This is a genomic window from Pedobacter sp. Leaf194 (assembly GCF_001423945.1).
GTDB lineage: Bacteria > Bacteroidota > Bacteroidia > Sphingobacteriales > Sphingobacteriaceae > Pedobacter.
Genome location: NZ_LMPU01000013.1, coordinates 177,579 through 196,517 on the forward strand (window position 1 = coordinate 177,579; position 18,939 = coordinate 196,517).

The 18,939-nt window shown below is 41.5% G+C and carries 13 protein-coding genes; all 13 read left to right on the forward strand.

Annotation, left to right across the window (positions count from 1 at the left end; all coding sequences use genetic code 11):
- Positions 1 to 80 precede the first annotated feature (80 nt).
- Positions 81 to 1,910 (forward strand): glycoside hydrolase family 2 protein, encoded by a 1,830-nt coding sequence (locus ASG14_RS18665; protein WP_056872594.1) that lies wholly within the window; start codon positions 81 to 83, stop codon positions 1,908 to 1,910.
- 5 nt (positions 1,911 to 1,915) lie between these two features.
- The gene (locus ASG14_RS18670) at positions 1,916 to 2,998 is read left to right on the forward strand and encodes an endo-1,4-beta-xylanase (RefSeq protein WP_056872595.1); all 1,083 of its coding nucleotides are present in this window, start codon (positions 1,916 to 1,918) and stop codon (positions 2,996 to 2,998) included.
- Positions 2,999 to 3,005: 7 nt separating this feature from the next.
- Positions 3,006 to 5,228, forward strand: a complete 2,223-nt coding sequence (gene bglX, locus ASG14_RS18675) for a beta-glucosidase BglX (protein WP_056872596.1) — start codon at positions 3,006 to 3,008, stop codon at positions 5,226 to 5,228.
- A gap of 30 nt (positions 5,229 to 5,258) precedes the next feature.
- Positions 5,259 to 7,913: a glycoside hydrolase family 2 TIM barrel-domain containing protein gene (locus tag ASG14_RS18680; RefSeq protein WP_235528623.1), complete on the forward strand. Its 2,655-nt coding sequence runs from the start codon at positions 5,259 to 5,261 to the stop codon at positions 7,911 to 7,913.
- 16 nt (positions 7,914 to 7,929) lie between these two features.
- A complete protein-coding gene (locus ASG14_RS18685) occupies positions 7,930 to 9,105 on the forward strand; it encodes a DUF5009 domain-containing protein (protein ID WP_056872597.1) in 1,176 nt (391 codons plus the stop codon).
- 9 nt (positions 9,106 to 9,114) lie between these two features.
- Positions 9,115 to 11,577: a glycoside hydrolase family 2 TIM barrel-domain containing protein gene (locus ASG14_RS18690; protein WP_056872616.1), complete on the forward strand. Its 2,463-nt coding sequence runs from the start codon at positions 9,115 to 9,117 to the stop codon at positions 11,575 to 11,577.
- Between the two features lie 2 nt (positions 11,578 to 11,579).
- Entirely contained in the window at positions 11,580 to 12,767 is a 1,188-nt protein-coding gene (locus ASG14_RS18695; RefSeq protein ID WP_056872598.1) for an alginate lyase family protein, read from the forward strand.
- A gap of 1 nt (position 12,768) precedes the next feature.
- The gene (locus ASG14_RS18700) at positions 12,769 to 13,944 is read left to right on the forward strand and encodes a glycoside hydrolase family 88 protein (protein WP_056872599.1); all 1,176 of its coding nucleotides are present in this window, start codon (positions 12,769 to 12,771) and stop codon (positions 13,942 to 13,944) included.
- 6 nt (positions 13,945 to 13,950) lie between these two features.
- Positions 13,951 to 15,075, forward strand: coding sequence for a glycoside hydrolase family 18 protein (locus ASG14_RS18705; RefSeq protein ID WP_056872600.1), 1,125 nt, complete (start codon positions 13,951 to 13,953; stop codon positions 15,073 to 15,075).
- A 62-nt stretch (positions 15,076 to 15,137) separates the two neighbouring features.
- Positions 15,138 to 16,604, forward strand: coding sequence for a glycoside hydrolase family 30 beta sandwich domain-containing protein (locus ASG14_RS18710; protein WP_056872601.1), 1,467 nt, complete (start codon positions 15,138 to 15,140; stop codon positions 16,602 to 16,604).
- Between the two features lie 3 nt (positions 16,605 to 16,607).
- Positions 16,608 to 17,429: an SDR family oxidoreductase gene (locus ASG14_RS18715; protein ID WP_056872602.1), complete on the forward strand. Its 822-nt coding sequence runs from the start codon at positions 16,608 to 16,610 to the stop codon at positions 17,427 to 17,429.
- Between the two features lie 3 nt (positions 17,430 to 17,432).
- Positions 17,433 to 17,850: mannonate dehydratase (gene uxuA / locus ASG14_RS18720; protein ID WP_157275008.1), on the forward strand; the 418-nt coding region annotated here is incomplete at its 3' end.
- 34 nt (positions 17,851 to 17,884) lie between these two features.
- On the forward strand, positions 17,885 to 18,727 hold the full coding sequence (uxuA, locus tag ASG14_RS18725; protein WP_369817235.1) for a mannonate dehydratase: 843 nt from the start codon (positions 17,885 to 17,887) through the stop codon (positions 18,725 to 18,727).
- Positions 18,728 to 18,939: the final 212 nt, after the last annotated feature.

Sequence of the window (18,939 nt, forward strand, 5' to 3'; positions counted from 1 at the left end):
TAAAGTGGACGGTTAAACACCGTCCATTAAATAATTGTTAGTTTTGAATTAGCAATAATTTATCCTTAAACATTTACATCATGCTGAAATCAACCTTAAAAGTATTTTTCATCTTTTTATCGCTTCTTACTTCAATCAGCTACGCCCAGGTTACCTCCATCCAGAATATTCAGGGTAGAAAAATTCAAAGCCTTAATGGCAAATGGAACTACATTATCGATCCGTATGAAAATGGTTACTACGATTACAGGCACGACCCGTTCGACCAATCGAAGACCGGTACTGGTGGTTACTTTGATGACAAGGTTCAGAAAGACAAATCAGAATTGATTGAATATAATTTTGATTATTCGCCACAAATGAATGTGCCCGGCGACTGGAACTCTCAGTCAGAAAAACTGGAACTTTATGAAGGCAACATCTGGCTGCGAAGAAAATTTGATGCAAAACCTGAGAAAGGAAAGAAATACTACGTTTATTTTGGTGCCGTTAACTACGAGGCTCATGTTTACCTCAACGGCAAAAAACTTGGCGTACATAAAGGCGGCTTCACGCCTTTTCAGTTTGATGTTACCAGTTTACTTAAAGCGGGCGAAAATTCGCTTATCCTTAAAGTTGACAACATCAGAAAACAGGATGAAATACCAACCGTTAACACCGACTGGTGGAATTATGGCGGTATTACCCGCGATGTTTTTCTGGCAGAATTTCCTGAACATTTCATCAGCGATTATAAACTGCAACTGGTTAAAGGAAACAATAACCTGCTGAACTTTTCGGTTAAACTTGCTGATGGAACTGCAAACCAGGAGGTGACATTAACGATTCCGGAGTTGAAGCTGGAGAAGAAATACAAAACTGATTCTGAGGGTAAAATCAATGATAACTTTACATGGAATAACCTAACATTCTGGTCGCCAGAAACACCAAAGCTTTACGGCGTAAATATTAAAACAGAAAGAGAAAATATTGATGACCAAATAGGTTTCAGGACCATTCAGGTTGATGGCGACAGCATTCTACTCAATGGAAAATCGGTATTCCTGAGGGGCATTTCCATTCACGATGAAAATCCCTTGATTGCAGGGCGGCTTCGCTCGGAAGGCGATATGCGGATGATGCTGCAGTGGGCGAAAGACATGAACTGCAACTATGTTCGTTTGGCACATTATCCACATAATGAAGAAATGATTCGCCTGGCGGATGAAATGGGTTTACTTGTTTGGGCTGAGGTTCCGGTTTACTGGACCATCAGCTGGACTAACCCCGCTACCTACGCAAATGCAAAACAGCAGCTTACAGATTTAATTGTTCGCGATAAAAACCGTGCAAGCGTTATTGTTTGGTCTATAGGGAATGAAACACCTTTGAGCGATGCAAGATTGAGTTTTATGAGCAACCTGGCAGAAACAGCCCGTTCTTTAGATGATACAAGATTGGTTGCTGCGGCTTTGGAAGTTCACCGCGAAGGTAATTCGATTATTTTAAACGACCCCCTTGGCGAAAAAATTGATTTAGTAAGCTTTAATGAATATGCGGGTTGGTACTGGGGTGGAAATCCATCAGAAATTACAAAATACAGCTTCAATATTAAATATACTAAGCCTGTTGTAATCACCGAGTTTGGTGGCGACGCACTGGGCGGTTTTCACGCCGATGAAAATACACGCTGGAGCGAAGAGTATCAGGAAGCGCTGTATAAAAACCAGATTACTATGCTTAGTAAAATTGGAGCACTCCGTGGCATGACACCGTGGATTTTGACTGATTTTCGTTCGCCAAGAAGGCAGCATCCCATCTACCAAAATTTCTGGAACCGCAAAGGTTTAATCAGCGAAACAGGTAAAAAGAAGAAGGCATTTTATGTGCTTAAAAACTTTTACGACCAGATGCAGGCTAAATACAAGTAGAGATTATGGCAATTACGAAAATTAGTATTTTAAAAAAGATAATCGTTCCAATTGCGTTGTTGGGTATATCTTGCGCAAAAGAAGGCGCTCAGCGCACTCTTGATACGCCACCAATTTCGAATTTTGATTCGACCCTCCAAAAAGACATGCCCTTTAAAATGGGTGCTGCGGTCAACGTTTCTTTAATAAAAAATAATGCTAATTATCGAAATCTTGTTATCAAAGAATTTAACAGCATAACCGCAGAGAATGCAATGAAATTTGCTTCTGTTCATCCGGCAAAAGATACTTATAACTTTAACGATGCAGATTATCTGGTCGATTTTGCTTTAGCAAATGGAAAGCGCATTCACGGCCACACGCTAAACTGGTACAAGTCGCTGCCAGATTGGGTAGCTAATTTTCAAGGCACAACAGCCGATTGGGAACTTTTACTAAAAAGCCACATTCAAACTGTGGTAGGGCATTTTAAAGGCAAGGTAACTTCTTGGGATGTTGTCAATGAAGCCATAAATGAAGATGGAACGTTCAGGAATAGCATCTGGGTTCAAAAACTTGGCGTAGATTATATTGCCAGAGCGTTTAAATATGCGCATGAGGCAGACCCAAACGCATTACTTTTTTATAATGATTATGGGCATGAGTTCGGGCCGACAAAACGTACAGCTATACTTAATTTGGTTAACGATTTAAAAACTAAAGGCATTCCAATTGATGGTATTGGTCTGCAAATGCATACCAGGGTAACGCAGGCGGATAACAACCTGGTAACGGCAATTTCGACTGCTGCTGCCACCGGTCTTAAAGTCCATATTTCGGAACTTGATGTATCGCTCAATCCCGATAATAGCCAATCGATAACTTATACTGCAACGCTGGCCGGGCAGCAGGCGGCGAAGTACAAAGCCATTGTTAAGGCCTATAATGCAATTCCAAAAGCACAGCAATTCGGCATTACACAATGGAATGTAACCGATGCCGACAGCTGGATTCCAACAAACTATAACCGAAAGGATTGGCCACTGCCTTTTGATGCTCAATATGAACGCAAAGCAGCTTATCAAGGTATCTTAGACGGCGTAAAATAAACAAATCATGAAAAATTACTTAGCATCAGCTTTAATTATTGCCGCTTCTTTTTCTTCAGCTTCAGCTCAGGATAAAAGAATTGAAAAGAAGATTGATTCGGTATTAAAACTGATGACGCTTGATGAAAAAATCGGGCAGCTTAATCAATACACGGGAGACCGCGATGCTACCGGGCCTATCACCAATAATCCTAATAAACTGAAAGACATTAGGGATGGCAAACTGGGCTCTATGCTTAACGTACGTGGCGCTGCTGAAACAAGAGCAGTGCAGGAGGTGGCCATGCAATCGCGAATGAAAATTCCTTTAATTTTCGGTCTTGATGTCATCCATGGCTACCGCGTAACTTTCCCGATTCCACTGGCAGAAGCTGCCAGCTGGGATTTGAATGAAATGGAGAATGCGGCTAGAGTTGCTGGCAGGGAAACCGCCGCCTCCGGCATCCACTGGACATTTGCGCCAATGGTTGATATTGCCCGCGACCCACGCTGGGGCCGGGTAATGGAAGGTGCTGGAGAAGACACTTATTTAGGTTCGCAAATTGCAAGGGCTCGGGTAAAAGGTTTTCAAGGAAAAGGATTGGGCAATCTTGATGCAATAATGGCTTGTGCCAAACATTTTGCGGCATATGGAGCGGCAATTGCCGGTCGCGACTACAACTCCGTTGATATGAGTGAACATACTTTATGGGAAACTTATCTGCCGCCGTTTAAAGCTGCGGTAGACGCCGGTGCGGCCACTTTTATGAATTCTTTTAATACTTTAAACGGAATCCCCGCAACAGGAAATGCTTACCTGCAACGTGATATTTTAAAAGGACAGTGGAAGTACACAGGCTTTGTGGTGAGCGACTGGGGCTCAATAGGTGAAATGATTGCCCATGGTTATGCCAAAGATAAAGCCCAGGCCGCAGAGTTGGCTATCAAAGCAGGCAGCGATATGGACATGGAAAGCAGAAGCTATTTACCATCATTAGCAAAACTGGTGACCGATAAAAAGGTTTCGCTGGCTTTAATTGATGATGCGGTGAGAAGAATCCTTCGGAAGAAATTTGAACTCGGTTTATTTGACGATCCTTATCGTTTTAGCAACCCGACCCGCCAGGAGCAGGAATTGAATTCGCCACAGAACAGGGCAGCATCTTTAAAAATGGCTGAGAAAAGCATCGTATTGCTAAAAAATGAAAAGCAGATTTTGCCCCTCTCCAAAAATCTTAAAAAAATTGCGGTAATCGGTCCGCTTGCAAAATCAGAGAAGGATATGCAGGGCTTCTGGTCGGTTGCTTGGGAAAATGATAAGCTGGTATCTCTCTACGAAGGTTTAAAAAACAAAGTCGGCAATAACACAGAGCTACTTTATGCGAAAGGTTGCAGCATTACCGACTCTTCTAAAACAGGTTTCGCTGAAGCAATTGAAACTGCCAAACAGGCTGATGTTGTAATTATTGCTGCCGGAGAAACTTTGGATATGACGGGTGAGGCAAAAAGTAAAACGAATATCCACATCCCTGGAGTGCAGGAAGATTTAATCAAAGCAATACAGGCAACTGGGAAACCTGTTGTGGTTTTACTTATGGCCGGAAGGCCCCTTATTTTCAACTGGACGGCCGATAACGTTCCAGCAATTATGTACACGTGGTGGTTAGGTAGCGAAGCCGGAAATGCAATGGCTAATGTTTTGTTCGGAGATTACAATCCTGCCGGAAAACTACCGATGACTTTTCCAAGAGATGAAGGCCAGATTCCCTTGTATTATAACTATTTAAGCACCGGTCGTCCTTCGAAAAGTGATAAGGACAGGAACTACAAATCAGCCTATCTCGATTCTCCCAACAGTCCGAAATTTGCTTTTGGTTATGGCTTAAGTTATACAACTTTCGATTACAGTAACTTAAATCTCAGTAAAACGCAAATGGCAATAGGCGAAAAAATTACGGTGAATATAACTTTAAAAAATACAGGCAAATACGACGGGGAAGAGGTTGTGCAGCTTTACCTGCAAGATAAATTTGCGTCAGTTGTTCGGCCAGTTAAAGAATTAAAAGATTTCCGCAAGGTGATGCTTAAAGCTGGCGAAACGAAAAATATAAGTTTTGTAATTGATAAGGAAAAGTTATCATTTTATAACCAGCAATTGAAATGGGGTGCCGAACCCGGAGATTTCAAATTGATGATCGGAACCGCATCAGACAATATTAAGCTCGAAAAAGATTTCACTTTAACGAATTAAACAAGCAATACATTCTATAATACTAATTCAGTGATAAAAATTACCCCTGCTATATTTGTTAAAACCCAAAGTCTTTTATTGGCTTTTGTGTTAATTCTTGCCTGCAGTACATCTGTAAATGCTCAAAGAAATATTAGCCTTAATGATGGCTGGACGTTTAAAAAGGAGCATGGAACCAGTGAGAAAATTACCCTTCCTCATACCTGGAACGCATTTGATGTGCTTGATGATGAGCCAGGTTACTACCGCGGTTTAGGCATTTACACAAGGTTGTTAAAACTCGATGATTCTTTTAAAGGGAAGGAAATTGCTCTGGTATTCAACGGCGTAGCGCAGGAAGCTGAAGTTTTGGTTAACGGACAATCTGCCGGCAAGCACATCGGAAGTTACACCAGGTTTATCGTTCCCATCACCAAATTTTTAAACTATAAAAATGATTTGATTGAAGTTCGGGCGAATAACCGTTTCAACGAAGACATTCCTCCGCTAACAGCAGATTTTACTTTTTTTGGCGGCATTTACCGGAATGTTAGTTTGCTGGTTACCGAGGCCGTACACTTTTCAACTGGCGACCATGCCAGCTCTGGTGTTTACATTTCTACGCCGGATGTTTCTGCCGCAAAGGCGATCGTGCACGTAAGAAGTTTGATAGATAATGCTTCTTTATCGGCGAGAAAAATACAAATACAAACACGCATTTTCAACACAGAAGGGAAGGAGATTGCCTCGCAACTCTCTGATGTCAAATTTGCATCAAAGGAAAATAAAGTAGTTGTTCAGGATTTTAAATCCATCAGTCAGCCAAAACTCTGGTCGCCGGAAAAGCCCTATCTATACCGGGTTATTTCTAAAATTATCGATGCTAAAACGAAAGCTGTTTTGGATGAAGTTTCTAATCCGCTGGGCTTTAGATGGTTTAAATTTGATGCCGAAAAAGGTTTTTTCCTCAATGATAAGCCTGTAAAAATTATCGGTGCCAGTCGCCACCAGGATTACGAAGGTTTAGGTAATGCTGTTCCCGATGCCTTGCAGGTTAGAGATGTTGAGTTGTTAAAGGAGATGGGTGGAAACTTTTTGCGGGTTGCCCACTATCCACAAGATCCAATGGTTCTGGAGGCCTGCGACAGGCTTGGTATTCTTGCATCTGTAGAAATTCCTGTTGTAAACACCATTACTGAAACTGAGGCTTTTACGAGCAATTGCCTGAACATGCAAACGGAAATGATCAGACAAAACTTCAACCACCCAAGCATCGTGATTTGGGCGTATATGAATGAGATATTACTCCGCCCGAAGTTTGCAAATGACAAGCCGAGGCAGCAGGTTTATTACGAAAATATTCGCCAGCTGGCGCAAAAGTTAGATGATTTAACCAGAAAAGAAGACCCTTTACGCTACACAATGTTGGTTAACCATGGCGCCTGGGATGTTTATAACAAAGTTGGTTTAACAAAAATTCCGATGATAGTTGGATGGAACTTGTATTCTGGCTGGTATTCCGGCGTTCCCGCCGATTTTGCGAAGTTTTTAGATCGTCATCATAAAGAGTTGCCGAATGTCCCGTTTTTAGTAACGGAATATGGTGCAGATGCCGACCCTCGGATACGTTCCTTTGAGCCGGTTAGGTTTGATAAAAGCGTTGAGTATGGCCTTAAGTTTCATCAAACTTACCTCAATGCAATGCTTGAGCGCCCGTTTGTAGGTGGTGGTATGGCCTGGAATCTTGCTGATTTTAATTCAGAAACCCGTGAAGAAACAATGCCTCACATAAATAATAAAGGGTTGTTGACCATTGGGAGACAGCCAAAAGATACCTATTCCCTTTATCAGGCTTACCTTTCTGAAAAACCCTTTTTAAAAATAACCTCCGCCCAATGGAAACAGAGAAGCGGTGTTGCAGATTCGGCAAGTCTGATTAGCTCACAGAATATTCAGGTTGCCACAAACCAGGCTTCAGCAGAATTATTTCTCAACGGTAAAAGCTTAGGGATAAAGAATGCGGTGGACCATATTTGCAGCTGGACAGTTGCTTTTGTAGATGGTAAAAATCAGCTTTCAGTTGTTTCAGGTGCGCTTAATGACCATGCTGACATTAACTTTCAGCTACAGCCTTACAAATTTTCTGACCCAATTCCATTTAAAGATATGAACATTCTGCTGGGTTCTAAACGGTATTTTATCGCCGAAAAAGAACAAGAATTGTGGATGCCCGATCAACCTTATAGAACAAATTCCTGGGGATGGATTGGCGGAGAGCCATACAAGGGCACAAACAATAGAATTTTATATGGGAGCGACAAGAATATATTGGAAACTGATAACGACCCAATTTACCAAACACAGCGGGTTGGGATAAAGCAATTTAAATTGGACGTGCCAGATGGCGAATATGAGCTGACGCTGCATTTTGCAGAGCTTGTTGGTGGGGATACTAAAGAAGCCCTTGCTTACAATCTGGATAACAACCACAAAAAAGAAGTTGTGGAGCAGCGTATTTTCGATGTCGAAATTAATGGCGAATCTTTTATGAGCAAGCTAAACCTTGCAGCCGATTTCGGATATACAAAAGCTGTAAAGAAGAAAGTACGATTAACCGTTGCCAATAAAAAGGGTATTTCAATCGATTTTACATCCATTGAAGGCAAACCTGTGCTAAATGCTTTACAACTAAGAAAAATCTATTAGCAGCAATTAAAACCAGATGAATAAATTACCTGCACGTATTTTGTCAATTGATGCATTAAGAGCAATAACCATGTTCCTGATGATCTTTGTTAACGATGTTGCAGGGGTTTCAAATATTCCGGCCTGGATAGAACATACTGAGGCAAACGTTGACGGGATGGGCTTTTCCGACCTAATATTTCCCGCTTTTCTCTTCATTGTTGGCTTGTCGTTGCCTTTTGCAATCAACAGCCGGATAAAGCAGGGAAAATCTTTTGCACACATTACGGCTTATATTTTTTTAAGATCTCTGGCACTCATTGTAATGGGTTTTTTTCACGTTAATTTAGAAAATTACAACAAAACCGACGCCTTATTGCCTTACGGTGTATATACAATACTCATTACCTTATCCTTTTTCCTGATTTGGCTTGATTATCCGAAATCGATTTCAAGAGCAAAAAAAACGTCCCTAATTTGTATCGGTGTTGCTGCCCTAGTTGCAATGGCAATCATTTACAAAGGAGGAACTACATCGCATCCGGAGGGGCTTAAGCCACATTGGTGGGGTATTTTGGGGATAATTGGTTGGGCTTACCTGTTAACAGCGTTTACTTACCTGCTCTCTAATGGGAAACTCTGGTTATTAATCCCAGCGTTTTTCATTTTCAGCGCCATAAACGTACTTACACATATGGGAATTTTGACGCTGAAAATATGGCTCATCGGCGACGCGTCTTCAATAACGCTTATGCTAGGTGGCGTTTTAATCTCCACCCTTTACACCTTATTAATTGCGAAAGGAAAAGATACAAACTTTTGGATTCTATTGAATTTAGCCGGCGCACTTTCGATTATCTTTGGTTCATTTATACGCCCGCTTGCAGGCGGTATCTCCAAGATTTATGCCACACCGGCCTGGGTGTTTATTTGCATGGGCATTACCATTCTTGCTTTCGAGTTGCTGGTTTATATTGTGGATTCCAGGCAGCAGAGAAACCTTTTCAAATTGATTAAGCCGGCCGGCACAAGCACGCTAACTTGTTACCTGATACCTTACATTTTGTATGCCTTTTTTGGTCTCATAAATTTCCATTTCCCGCATTTTCTGAATACCGGGACCGGAGGAATTATAAGATCCTTTTTAATTGCTTTTCTGGTTATCGCCATTGTTTCCCTTTTAGAAAAAAAGAAGCTCCGTTTAAGTATTTAATATTTTATGATGTTTAAAAGTTCGATATATATATGTTTAATAATTCTATTGTTTACCAGCTACTTAGCATCTGCACAGCAAAGTATTAGGTTAAATAAAAATTGGGAATTTTTAAAACAGGATTTAGGTGGAATCTGGGAAGCTGTGCGCCCCGTTGGTGTCGGAAATCCTGAAGCTGTACCCCTTTGGCAAAATGTAAATCTTCCGCATTGCGTAAATGCCGAAGATGCTGTTGATCCTGATGTAAATTATTACCAGGGTCCGGCCTGGTACCGTACGCAACTCAGCATTGCAAATCCTCATCCAAACGGCAGAACGCTTTTGCATTTTGAAGGTGCCGGACAAAAAACGGAAGTTTATGTTTACACTACTAAAGTTGCTACCCACGTTGGCGGTTATGACGAGTGGACTGCAGATATCACAGAAGCTGTTGAGGCTTTTAAGAAAACTGATGCCTTTAAAAAGCAGTTCAAAGGCAAAGTGCCTGTTTCCATTCGAACAGATAACTCGAGAGACCTGGAAATGATTCCTTCAGATTTGTCAGACTTTAATGTTTATGGTGGCATTTACCGCTATCTAAACCTGGTTTACGTACCTGCCTTGTCTGTAGATAAGATGTTTGTTAAAGCTGCTGTCGATTCGTTAGGTAAAACGGGTACCGTTACGGTTACAGCAAGGTTTTACAATCCTTCGAAAGTCGGCAATGCAGACCTGAACTTTAAGCTCCTGGACCCAAATGGAAAAGTAGTTTTCAAAGCAGGCAAGCGGTTGACTAGTCTTTCAGGTGATTTGGAGATATCGTCAATTGCGATAAAGAAGCCAGTGCTGTGGACGACCGAAAAACCGGTTCAGTATACTTTAACGTACGAGGTAATTTCTTCTGGTGGAAACTTTAAAAGCGAGGAGAAAGTGGGCTTCCGAAACATCAACTTTGTTGAAAAAGGGCCATTTAAATTGAATGGAAAGCGTTTGCTACTCAGAGGAACACATCGCCACGAAGACCACGCTGGCCTTGGCGCTGCGATGACCGAAGATCTTATCAGGAAGGAAATGGTGATGATGAAAGACATGGGAGTAAACTTTATCCGTTTAGGCCATTATCAACAATCTAGAATTGTGTTAAATCTTTGCGACAGCCTCGGTATTTTAGTTTGGGAGGAAATTCCCTGGTGTAGAGGCGGTTTAGGCGGCGATGTTTATAAAAATCAAGCCAGAACCATGCTGAAAAACATGATTGAACAGCATTACAACCATCCTTCAATTATCATTTGGGGCCTGGGAAATGAAAATGATTGGCCAGGAGATTTCCCTGAATTCGATAAGGAGAAAATCAGGACTTTTATGAAGGAGTTAAACGATACTTCGCACAAGCTGGATCCTTCTCGTTACACCGCCATCAGGCGATGTGATTTTTGCAGCGATATCGTTGATGTTTATTCGCCTTCAATATGGGCAGGATGGTATCGCGGTGCATATACTGATTACAAACAGGTTTCGATAGACGAATTTAAAAAGGTTAAACGCTTTTTACATGTAGAGTGGGGCGGTGATAGTCATGCCTTGCGTCATTCGGAAAATCCGGACAAGGCTTTAAGTAAAATTAAGACTGGTGGCAGTGCCGATGAAAGGGCAGGCGATGCCTCGCTTTATGGCGGTGCGGCCCGGATTTCAAAAGACGGCGATTGGAGCGAATCATACATCACAAACCTTATCGACTGGCATTTGAAAGAGCAGGAAACAATGCCTTGGCTAAGTGGAACTGCTTACTGGCCTTTCAAAGATTTTTCTACACCTGTAAGGCCGGATAATCCTGTGCCTTATATGAACCAGAAAGGCGTTGTGGAACGCGACTTAACAAAAAAAGAAGCCTACTATGTCTTCCAGTCATACTGGACTAACAAGCCAATGGTTCATATTTATGGGCACACATGGCCAATTCGTTGGGGCGACGCCGGCGAAGAAAAGATGGTAAAAGTTTACTCTAATTGTAGTGAAGCCGAAATATTCTTGAATGGAAAATCTTTTGGTACCAAAAAACGGAATAGCCAGGATTATCCCGCTGCAGGTTTGCGGTGGAACCTGCCATTTGTAAACGGCGGGAATGTTGTAAAGGTAGTGGCTAAAAATGGAAATGAAATTGTAACCGATGAAATTAAGTTCATATATCAGACTGAAAAATGGGGCAAGCCTTCAACTATGGAGTTGAAAAAAGTTAGTGAGGTTGGGGGAATAGCGACACTTGAAGTTAAGCTTTTCGATGATAAGGGTGTTCAATGTTTAGATGCCGTTAACTGGATAAACTTTGGTTTAACCGGCGATGGTAAATTAATCGATAACCTTGGCACCTCCTCCGGCTCAAGAAAGGTACAGGCTTATAACGGACGGGCGATAATTTCTGCCGATTTAAAAAGCGGTAAAAGTGTTGTATCTGTAAAATCCGATGGTCTTCCAACTGTTTTTGTAAATTTATAACGATGAAGAAAATAATATCCTTTACACTAATTTGCGTTCTGTACTTAGGCACTACTTCATTTAAGTCTTTAACTGAGAATCCGCAAAGCTTTGATTTAAAGCGTGAAGCGACCTTAGTTTTGAAGAAACAAATTCTATCTGAAGCTGCCTGGGCATTGCTGCAAAAGCCAGTAACAGTCACCGCTACGTCTTCGCCAAGAAGCGCTGGTGGCAAGCATGATTTCTTCTCTGAGGCTGATTACTTTTGGCCCGATCCAAAAAACCCGGATGGTGCTTACATCAACAGAGATGGTTTAACAAATCCCGATAATTTTCTCGAACACAGAAAAGCAATGGTTCGTTTTAGTAAAATCATTGGTGCACTGGCGTCGGCTTATAAAGTTACGGGTGATGAGATTTATGTAAAACATGCAGTTCTTCATCTCAAAGCGTGGTTTGTAAATAGTGAAACGCTAATGAATCCAAATCTACTCTTCGCCCAGGCTGTCAAAGGCAAGTTCACTGGCCGTAACTATGGCATTATCGATACCATTCATTTAATGGAGGTTGCGCAGGGAACACTTGTTATGGAAAATGCGAAAGCCTTTGATAAGGCAACCCTTAAAGCCGTAAAGGGATGGTTCGCCGAGTATATTTTGTGGCTGAACACGTCTAAGCCTGGCATTCAGGAAAAGACGGTGAAAAATAACCACGCAACTTGCTGGGCCATGCAAGTGGCATCTTTTGCAAAGCTTTGTGGCGATAATAATATGTTGGATTCGATAAGGACAAATTTTAAAAGCAACTTATTGCCAAACCAAATGGCCGTAGACGGAAGTTTTCCCCTGGAACTTGCACGTACAAAACCTTACGGCTACTCTATTTTTAATCTTGATGCGATGACCATGCTTTGCCACATATTATCAACGCCAGACAATAATCTTTGGCGTTTCGAAACTGCAGATGGAAAATCTATAAAGAAAGGAATAACTTATCTTTATCCGTTTGTAGCGGATAAAGGAAAATGGCCTCTTAAACCAGATGTTATGTATTGGAACGACTGGCCGGTTGCACAACCTTTTTTAATTTTTGGTGCAAATGCTTATGGCGAGCAGACTTGGTTTACCACCTGGAAAAAATTAGAACACAACCCTCAGGTAGAAGAGGTGATAAGAAATCTACCAATTCGCAACCCCTTAATCTGGTTATAATATGAAACTAAAAATTAAAATAGCGCTTGTATCCGTACTGTTTGTCAGTACAGTTAAAGCACAAAAAACTGATGTTGCAAAGGCCTTTTCATCAGCGGCAAAACAGACAGATTTGCTTGTTAAAAATGTAGATTCTGCCAGAAAAGTGAAGCCGAATCTCGTGTCGCCAAGAACTGTCGAGAATGGCCAGTTTAAAATGGTTATTTCGAAAGACTGGACCAGTGGTTTTTTCCCTGCCGAACTTTGGTATTTTTATCAATATACCAAGGATAAGAAATGGCTAAATTTGGCAAAGAAATACACAGAAGATATTAAAAAAGAGCAGTTTAACCGCGGTACCCACGATTTAGGCTTCATGATTTACTGCCCGTTCGGAAATGGTTATAAAATGACGAAAGATACCGCCTATCGTTCTGTAATTATACAGGCTGCTAAGTCACTGTCTACACGTTTCAATAAAACTGCCGGTGTTTTAAAATCCTGGGATCATAATGGCGATAAATGGAAATACCCAGTAATTATTGATAATATGATGAACCTGGAACTGCTTTTTGAAGCTACTAAATTTACCGGCGACTCTTCATTTTACAAAATCGCAACTGCTCATGCCGACAACACGATTAAGAATCACTTCCGTCCTGATTTCAGCTCGTACCACGTAATTGATTACGATACCGCACAAAACGGACACATTCTACAAAAAATTACAGCGCAGGGTTATGCCAATGAATCTGCTTGGGCCCGCGGCCAGGCATGGGCCTTGTACGGTTATACCATGTGCTTTCGAGAAACTAAAAATAAATTATACCTTGCTCAGGCAGATGGTATTGCAAACTTTATTTTAAGTTCGAAAATAACGCCTGCCGATGGCATACCATACTGGGATTACAACGACCCGCAAATTCCTAATGTTTCAAGAGATGCATCAGCGGCCGCGATAACAGCATCTGCACTTTATGAACTTGCCGGCTACAGCAAAGAAGGAAAAAAGTATAAGGCGGCAGCCGATAAGATTTTGTATTCTTTAAGTACTAAGTACACGAGTAAACCTGGTGCAAATTATGGCTTTATATTGGAGCACAGCACCGGCCATCGTCCGGCAAAGTCGGAGGTAGATGTGCCGATTAACTATGCTGACTATTATTTCCTTGAAGCTTTATTACGAAGCAAAAAATAAGTCTATATGAAATTATCATCGGTCGTTACGCTTTTGGCGCTGGTAGGCTCGGTTGCGCTTACCGCGATGCAATCTGATAAAAATACCAAGAGGAAGGTGGTTATTGGTTATGTTGGTGGCTATAAAGGATTGGCAGATTTAAGCCGTATTGATGCAAAAAAGTTAACGCATATCAATTATGCCTTTGTAAATATTAAAGAAAACAGGGCTTTTTTGCAACGTGAAGGAACCGATACGTTAAATTTCCAAAATCTGGTTAAGTTGAAACAAGTTAATCCAGAGCTGAAAATTTTGATTTCAATAGGAGGCTGGTCATGGAGTGAAAATTTTTCTGACGCCGCTCTTTCTGACACCTCGAGAAAAGCCTTCGCCCAAAGTGCGGTCAAAATCATCGAGAGATATAAGTTAGATGGTGTAGATATCGACTGGGAGTATCCGGGTATTCCTGGTGAGGAAGGCAATGTCTATCGCCCAGAGGATAAAGAAAACTTTACGCTAATGCTTAAGGAACTCCGTGTTGCGCTGGATGTGCTGCAGAAAGAAAGAAATGAAAAGAAATTGCTGACCATCGCCGCCGGTGGTTTTAAAAATTTCATCGACCACACCGAAATGGATAAAGTACAGCAATATCTGGATTATGTAAACCTTATGACTTACGATTTCTACAACGGCGCTATTGCGGGTCATCACACTAATCTTTATCCTTCTGCGAAATTTCCTTCGGCGCATAGTGCAGATAATACCTTCAAAGAATTTGTTGCTGCCGGTGTACCCGAAAATAAACTGGTGATGGGGATTGCTTTTTACAGCAGGGCCTTCACATTAAAAAGTAACTCAACAAATGGTTTAGGTGATTCTGTTTTAGCGGGTTCTTATGGAAAGGGTTATACTTTTTTAAAAGATAGTTTAATTAATAAGAATGGATTTAATGCCTTTGTAGATAAGGAGGCAAAAGCACCTTACATTTTCAACTCAGGAACAAAGGAATTTATGACTTACGATGATGAGGAATCGGTAAAGGAGAAATGTAAATATGTACTCAAAAATAACATGGCCGGTGTTATGTTTTGGGAATACTCTTCAGACGTAAATGGCTATCTATTGAACCAAATTAACAAAACTTTAAAGTAGCATCTGCACAATTAATTTTATAATATTGCAACAATAACCTATACTATAAACGAGCCAATCCCATGAAACAACAATTAAGTCTGCTATTAATTTTAGCTACTGCCTACACCGCAGGCGCACAATTAAAAAAAGCAACAAAACCCATGCAAAGCTATTCGGTTAGCAACAAAAAGGTATCGGTATATGTTACCGCCGAAAATTCTGACTATCGCATTCGCAAAACTGAAACGTTAAGTTTTAGCGAAAACAGACAGCCCTTCGAAACAGAGCCATGTGTGTTTATAGACCCAACAGTCAGGTATCAAACAATGATTGGTATTGGTGGCGCATTAACTGATGCATCTGCAGAAACCTTTGCAAAGCTCTCGAAGAAAAATCAGGCTGAACTGATGGAGAAATATTACAACCCAACTAGTGGAATTGGTTACACTTTAGCCCGGACAAACATTGCGAGCTGCGATTTCTCGAGTGGGAGCTACACTTATGTACAGGACCAGGATAAGGATTTGAAAACGTTCAATGTTGATCATGATAAGCAGTTTAAAATTCCGCTCATCAAGGATGCAATAAAAGCTGCCGGGGGCAAGCTAACGCTGTTTGTAAGTCCGTGGTCGCCGCCTGCCTGGATGAAAGATAACAACAGTTTAATTGGCGGGGGTCATCTGCTGCCTGCATATCGCCAAAGTTGGGCAAATCACTATGTTAAATTTATTAAAACCTACGAATCGATGGGGATGCCAATATGGGGCTTAAGTGTTCAAAACGAACCAATGGCGAAACAGCGCTGGGAATCTTGTGTATACACTGCCGAGGAGGAACGCGATTTTATCAAAAACTTCCTGGGTCCAACCTTACAAAAATCGGGTTTATCCTCGAAAAAATTAATTGCATGGGATCATAACCGCGATCAGATTTTTCAAAGAGCCAGTACAATTTTAAATGATAAGGATGCTGCAAAATATGTATGGGGCATCGGTTTTCATTGGTATGAAACCTGGACAGGAAGTGCAATGCAATTCGGTAATGTTAAACAAACACATGAAGCCTATCCAGATAAAGCGTTGATTTTCACCGAAGGATGTAAAGAGAAATACGATGTAACAAAATTGGATGACTGGACATTGGGCGAACGTTATGGTTACTCTATGATTAACGATTTTAATAGCGGAACAGCGGCGTGGACTGATTGGAATATCCTTTTAGATGAAAACGGCGGGCCAAACCATGTGGGCAATTTTTGTTTCGCTCCTGTACATGCAGATACGAAAAGCGATAAATTAATTTACACGAATGCTTTTTATTACATGGGTCACTTTTCGAAATTTATCCGCCCGGGTGCAAAAAGAATCGGCTCATCTTCCAGTCGCGATAAACTGCAAACTACAGCTTTTATTAACACCGATGGAAAAGTTGCAGTTGTGGTGATGAATCAATCTGACGAGAAACTGAAATACAGCTTATGGATTAAAGGTCAGGCGGCAACAACTACAAGTTTACCACATTCAATAACCACTTTAGTAATAGATTAATTAATGACTAAAACATCAGATTTATTCTCTTTAAAAGATAAAGTTGTAGTCGTTACAGGCGCAACAGGGGTACTTGGAGAGGCCTTTGTAAACGGCTTAGCATCAGCCGGAACTACAATCGCAATATTGGGTAGAAATGAAGAGGTTGCCAAGGCAAGGGCTGAAGAAGTAACGCGGCAGGGTGGCAATGCCATCTATCTCATTGCCGATGTGTTAAATGAAGATGCCCTTGTAGAAGCCAAAAACGTTATTTTAGCTAAGTTTGGACGAATTGATGGCTTGGTGAATGCAGCAGGTGGCAACGTTGCCGAAGCGGTAGTTCAGCCTGAAAAGGATATTTTTGATCTAAACGTTCCGGCATTGAAACAAGCTTTTGATTTAAAGCTATTTGGAACCATTTTGCCCACGCAGATATTTGGTAAAACGCTGGCGAAACAGGGTGGAAGTATCGTGAATATATCATCAGTTTCGGCTACGCAGGCCGTTACGAGGGTGTTGGGCTACTCTTTAGCAAAGTCTGCCGTAGATAGTTACACAAAGTGGATGGCCGTTGAGCTGGCTAACCGGTATGGCGATAAGATCAGGATGAACGCCATTGTACCTGGATTTTTCATTACCAACCAGAACCGGGCTTTGTTAACAAATGCCGACGGCAGTTTAACTGCCAGGGGAAATGCAATCATCTCGAAAACGCCATACAAGAGATTCGGAAATCCCGAAGAACTTATTGGCGCACTCGTTTATTTGCTGAGTGATGCATCAAAATTTGTAAATGGGGAAAATTTAACCGTAGATGGCGGTTTTTGCGCTTTTTCAGGAGTATAATGTATGGAAACGAAATATAAAAAATTAGAACAAACCTGGCGTTGGTACGGACCTAACGACCCTGTAACTTTGTCTGACGTGAAACAGGCCGGTGCAACCGGCATAGTTACCGCTTTGCACCACATTCCACACGGCGAAATCTGGCCGCTGGCTGATATCGCAGAACGAAAAGCAATTATCGAGGCAGCAGGCCTGAGCTGGTCTGTTGTAGAAAGTGTGCCAGTGCACGAGGCGATAAAAACACGCCGGGCTGATGCCGGTAAATACATCGAGAATTACAAAATTTCCCTTCAAAATCTTGCTGCCTGTGGCATAAAAACAGTTTGCTATAACTTTATGCCGGTGTTAGACTGGACCCGCACACAGCTCGATCTGGAAATGACCGACGGCTCGAAAGCCCTCTATTTTAACTGGATTGATTNATAGCAAACTGTTAAACAGTTTGCTATAACTTTATGCCGGTGTTAGACTGGACCCGCACACAGCTCGATCTGGAAATGACCGACGGCTCGAAAGCCCTCTATTTTAACTGGATTGATTTAGCGGTTTTCGACCTTTTTATTTTAAAAAGAGACGGTGCGAAAGACGATTACCCGGTTTCAGTTCTGGAAAGGGCTGAAAGTAAGTTTGCAACTTTAAACCACCAGCAACTTGATGATTTGCGCATCAATGTTTTGATGGGCATACCCAACGAGAAAGAAATTGAGCTGGAAACCCTGCGCAACAGCATTAATGAATATGCCAGGATTGGTTTTAATGGCCTTCGGGAAAACCTGGTTTATTTCCTTTCATCAATTGCAGCCGTTTGCGAACAGGAGGGTATAAAAATGACCATCCACCCAGACGACCCACCTTATCCAATTTTGGGTTTACCAAGAATTGCAAGTACGCTTGATGATTTCAATTACATCCTCAGCAACGTGGATAAACCTTTTAACGGCGTTTGCTTTTGTACAGGCTCGCTTGGCGCAGATGTAGAGAATAATGCATTAGAAATTTTCAACGCAGTGAAAGCACGGGTTTATTTTGCACATTTGCGTAATGTAACCAAAGATGAAGATGGTAGTTTTTATGAAGCCGACCATTTGGGTGGCGATGTAAACATGTACGAAATCATGAAAGCTTTATCTGAAGAAAATGCCCTGAGGGAAAAACCGATACCTTTCCGCCCCGACCATGGTCACCAGATGCTGGATGATTTGGCGAAACAGAGCAACCCGGGCTACTCAGCGATAGGACGATTGAGGGGTTTAGCAGAACTTCGCGGCCTCGAACTCGGTGTTACCGGAAATTATTAAACTAAATATTTACATATTTGCCTGTCCTTCAAAGGACGTAATTTGACCTGGCGAAAAAATTTCTTTTCGCCGGGTCAAATTTAAAAACCCCCGTTTTTGTTTTAAATAACGCTCCCAAGAGTTACTCGGGCTAAATTTCTCTGTTTCATTCGTTTTTTCTGCCAACATCATCTCGCAAGAAATTCTTTTTAAAACCACGATTGGGTAATTTT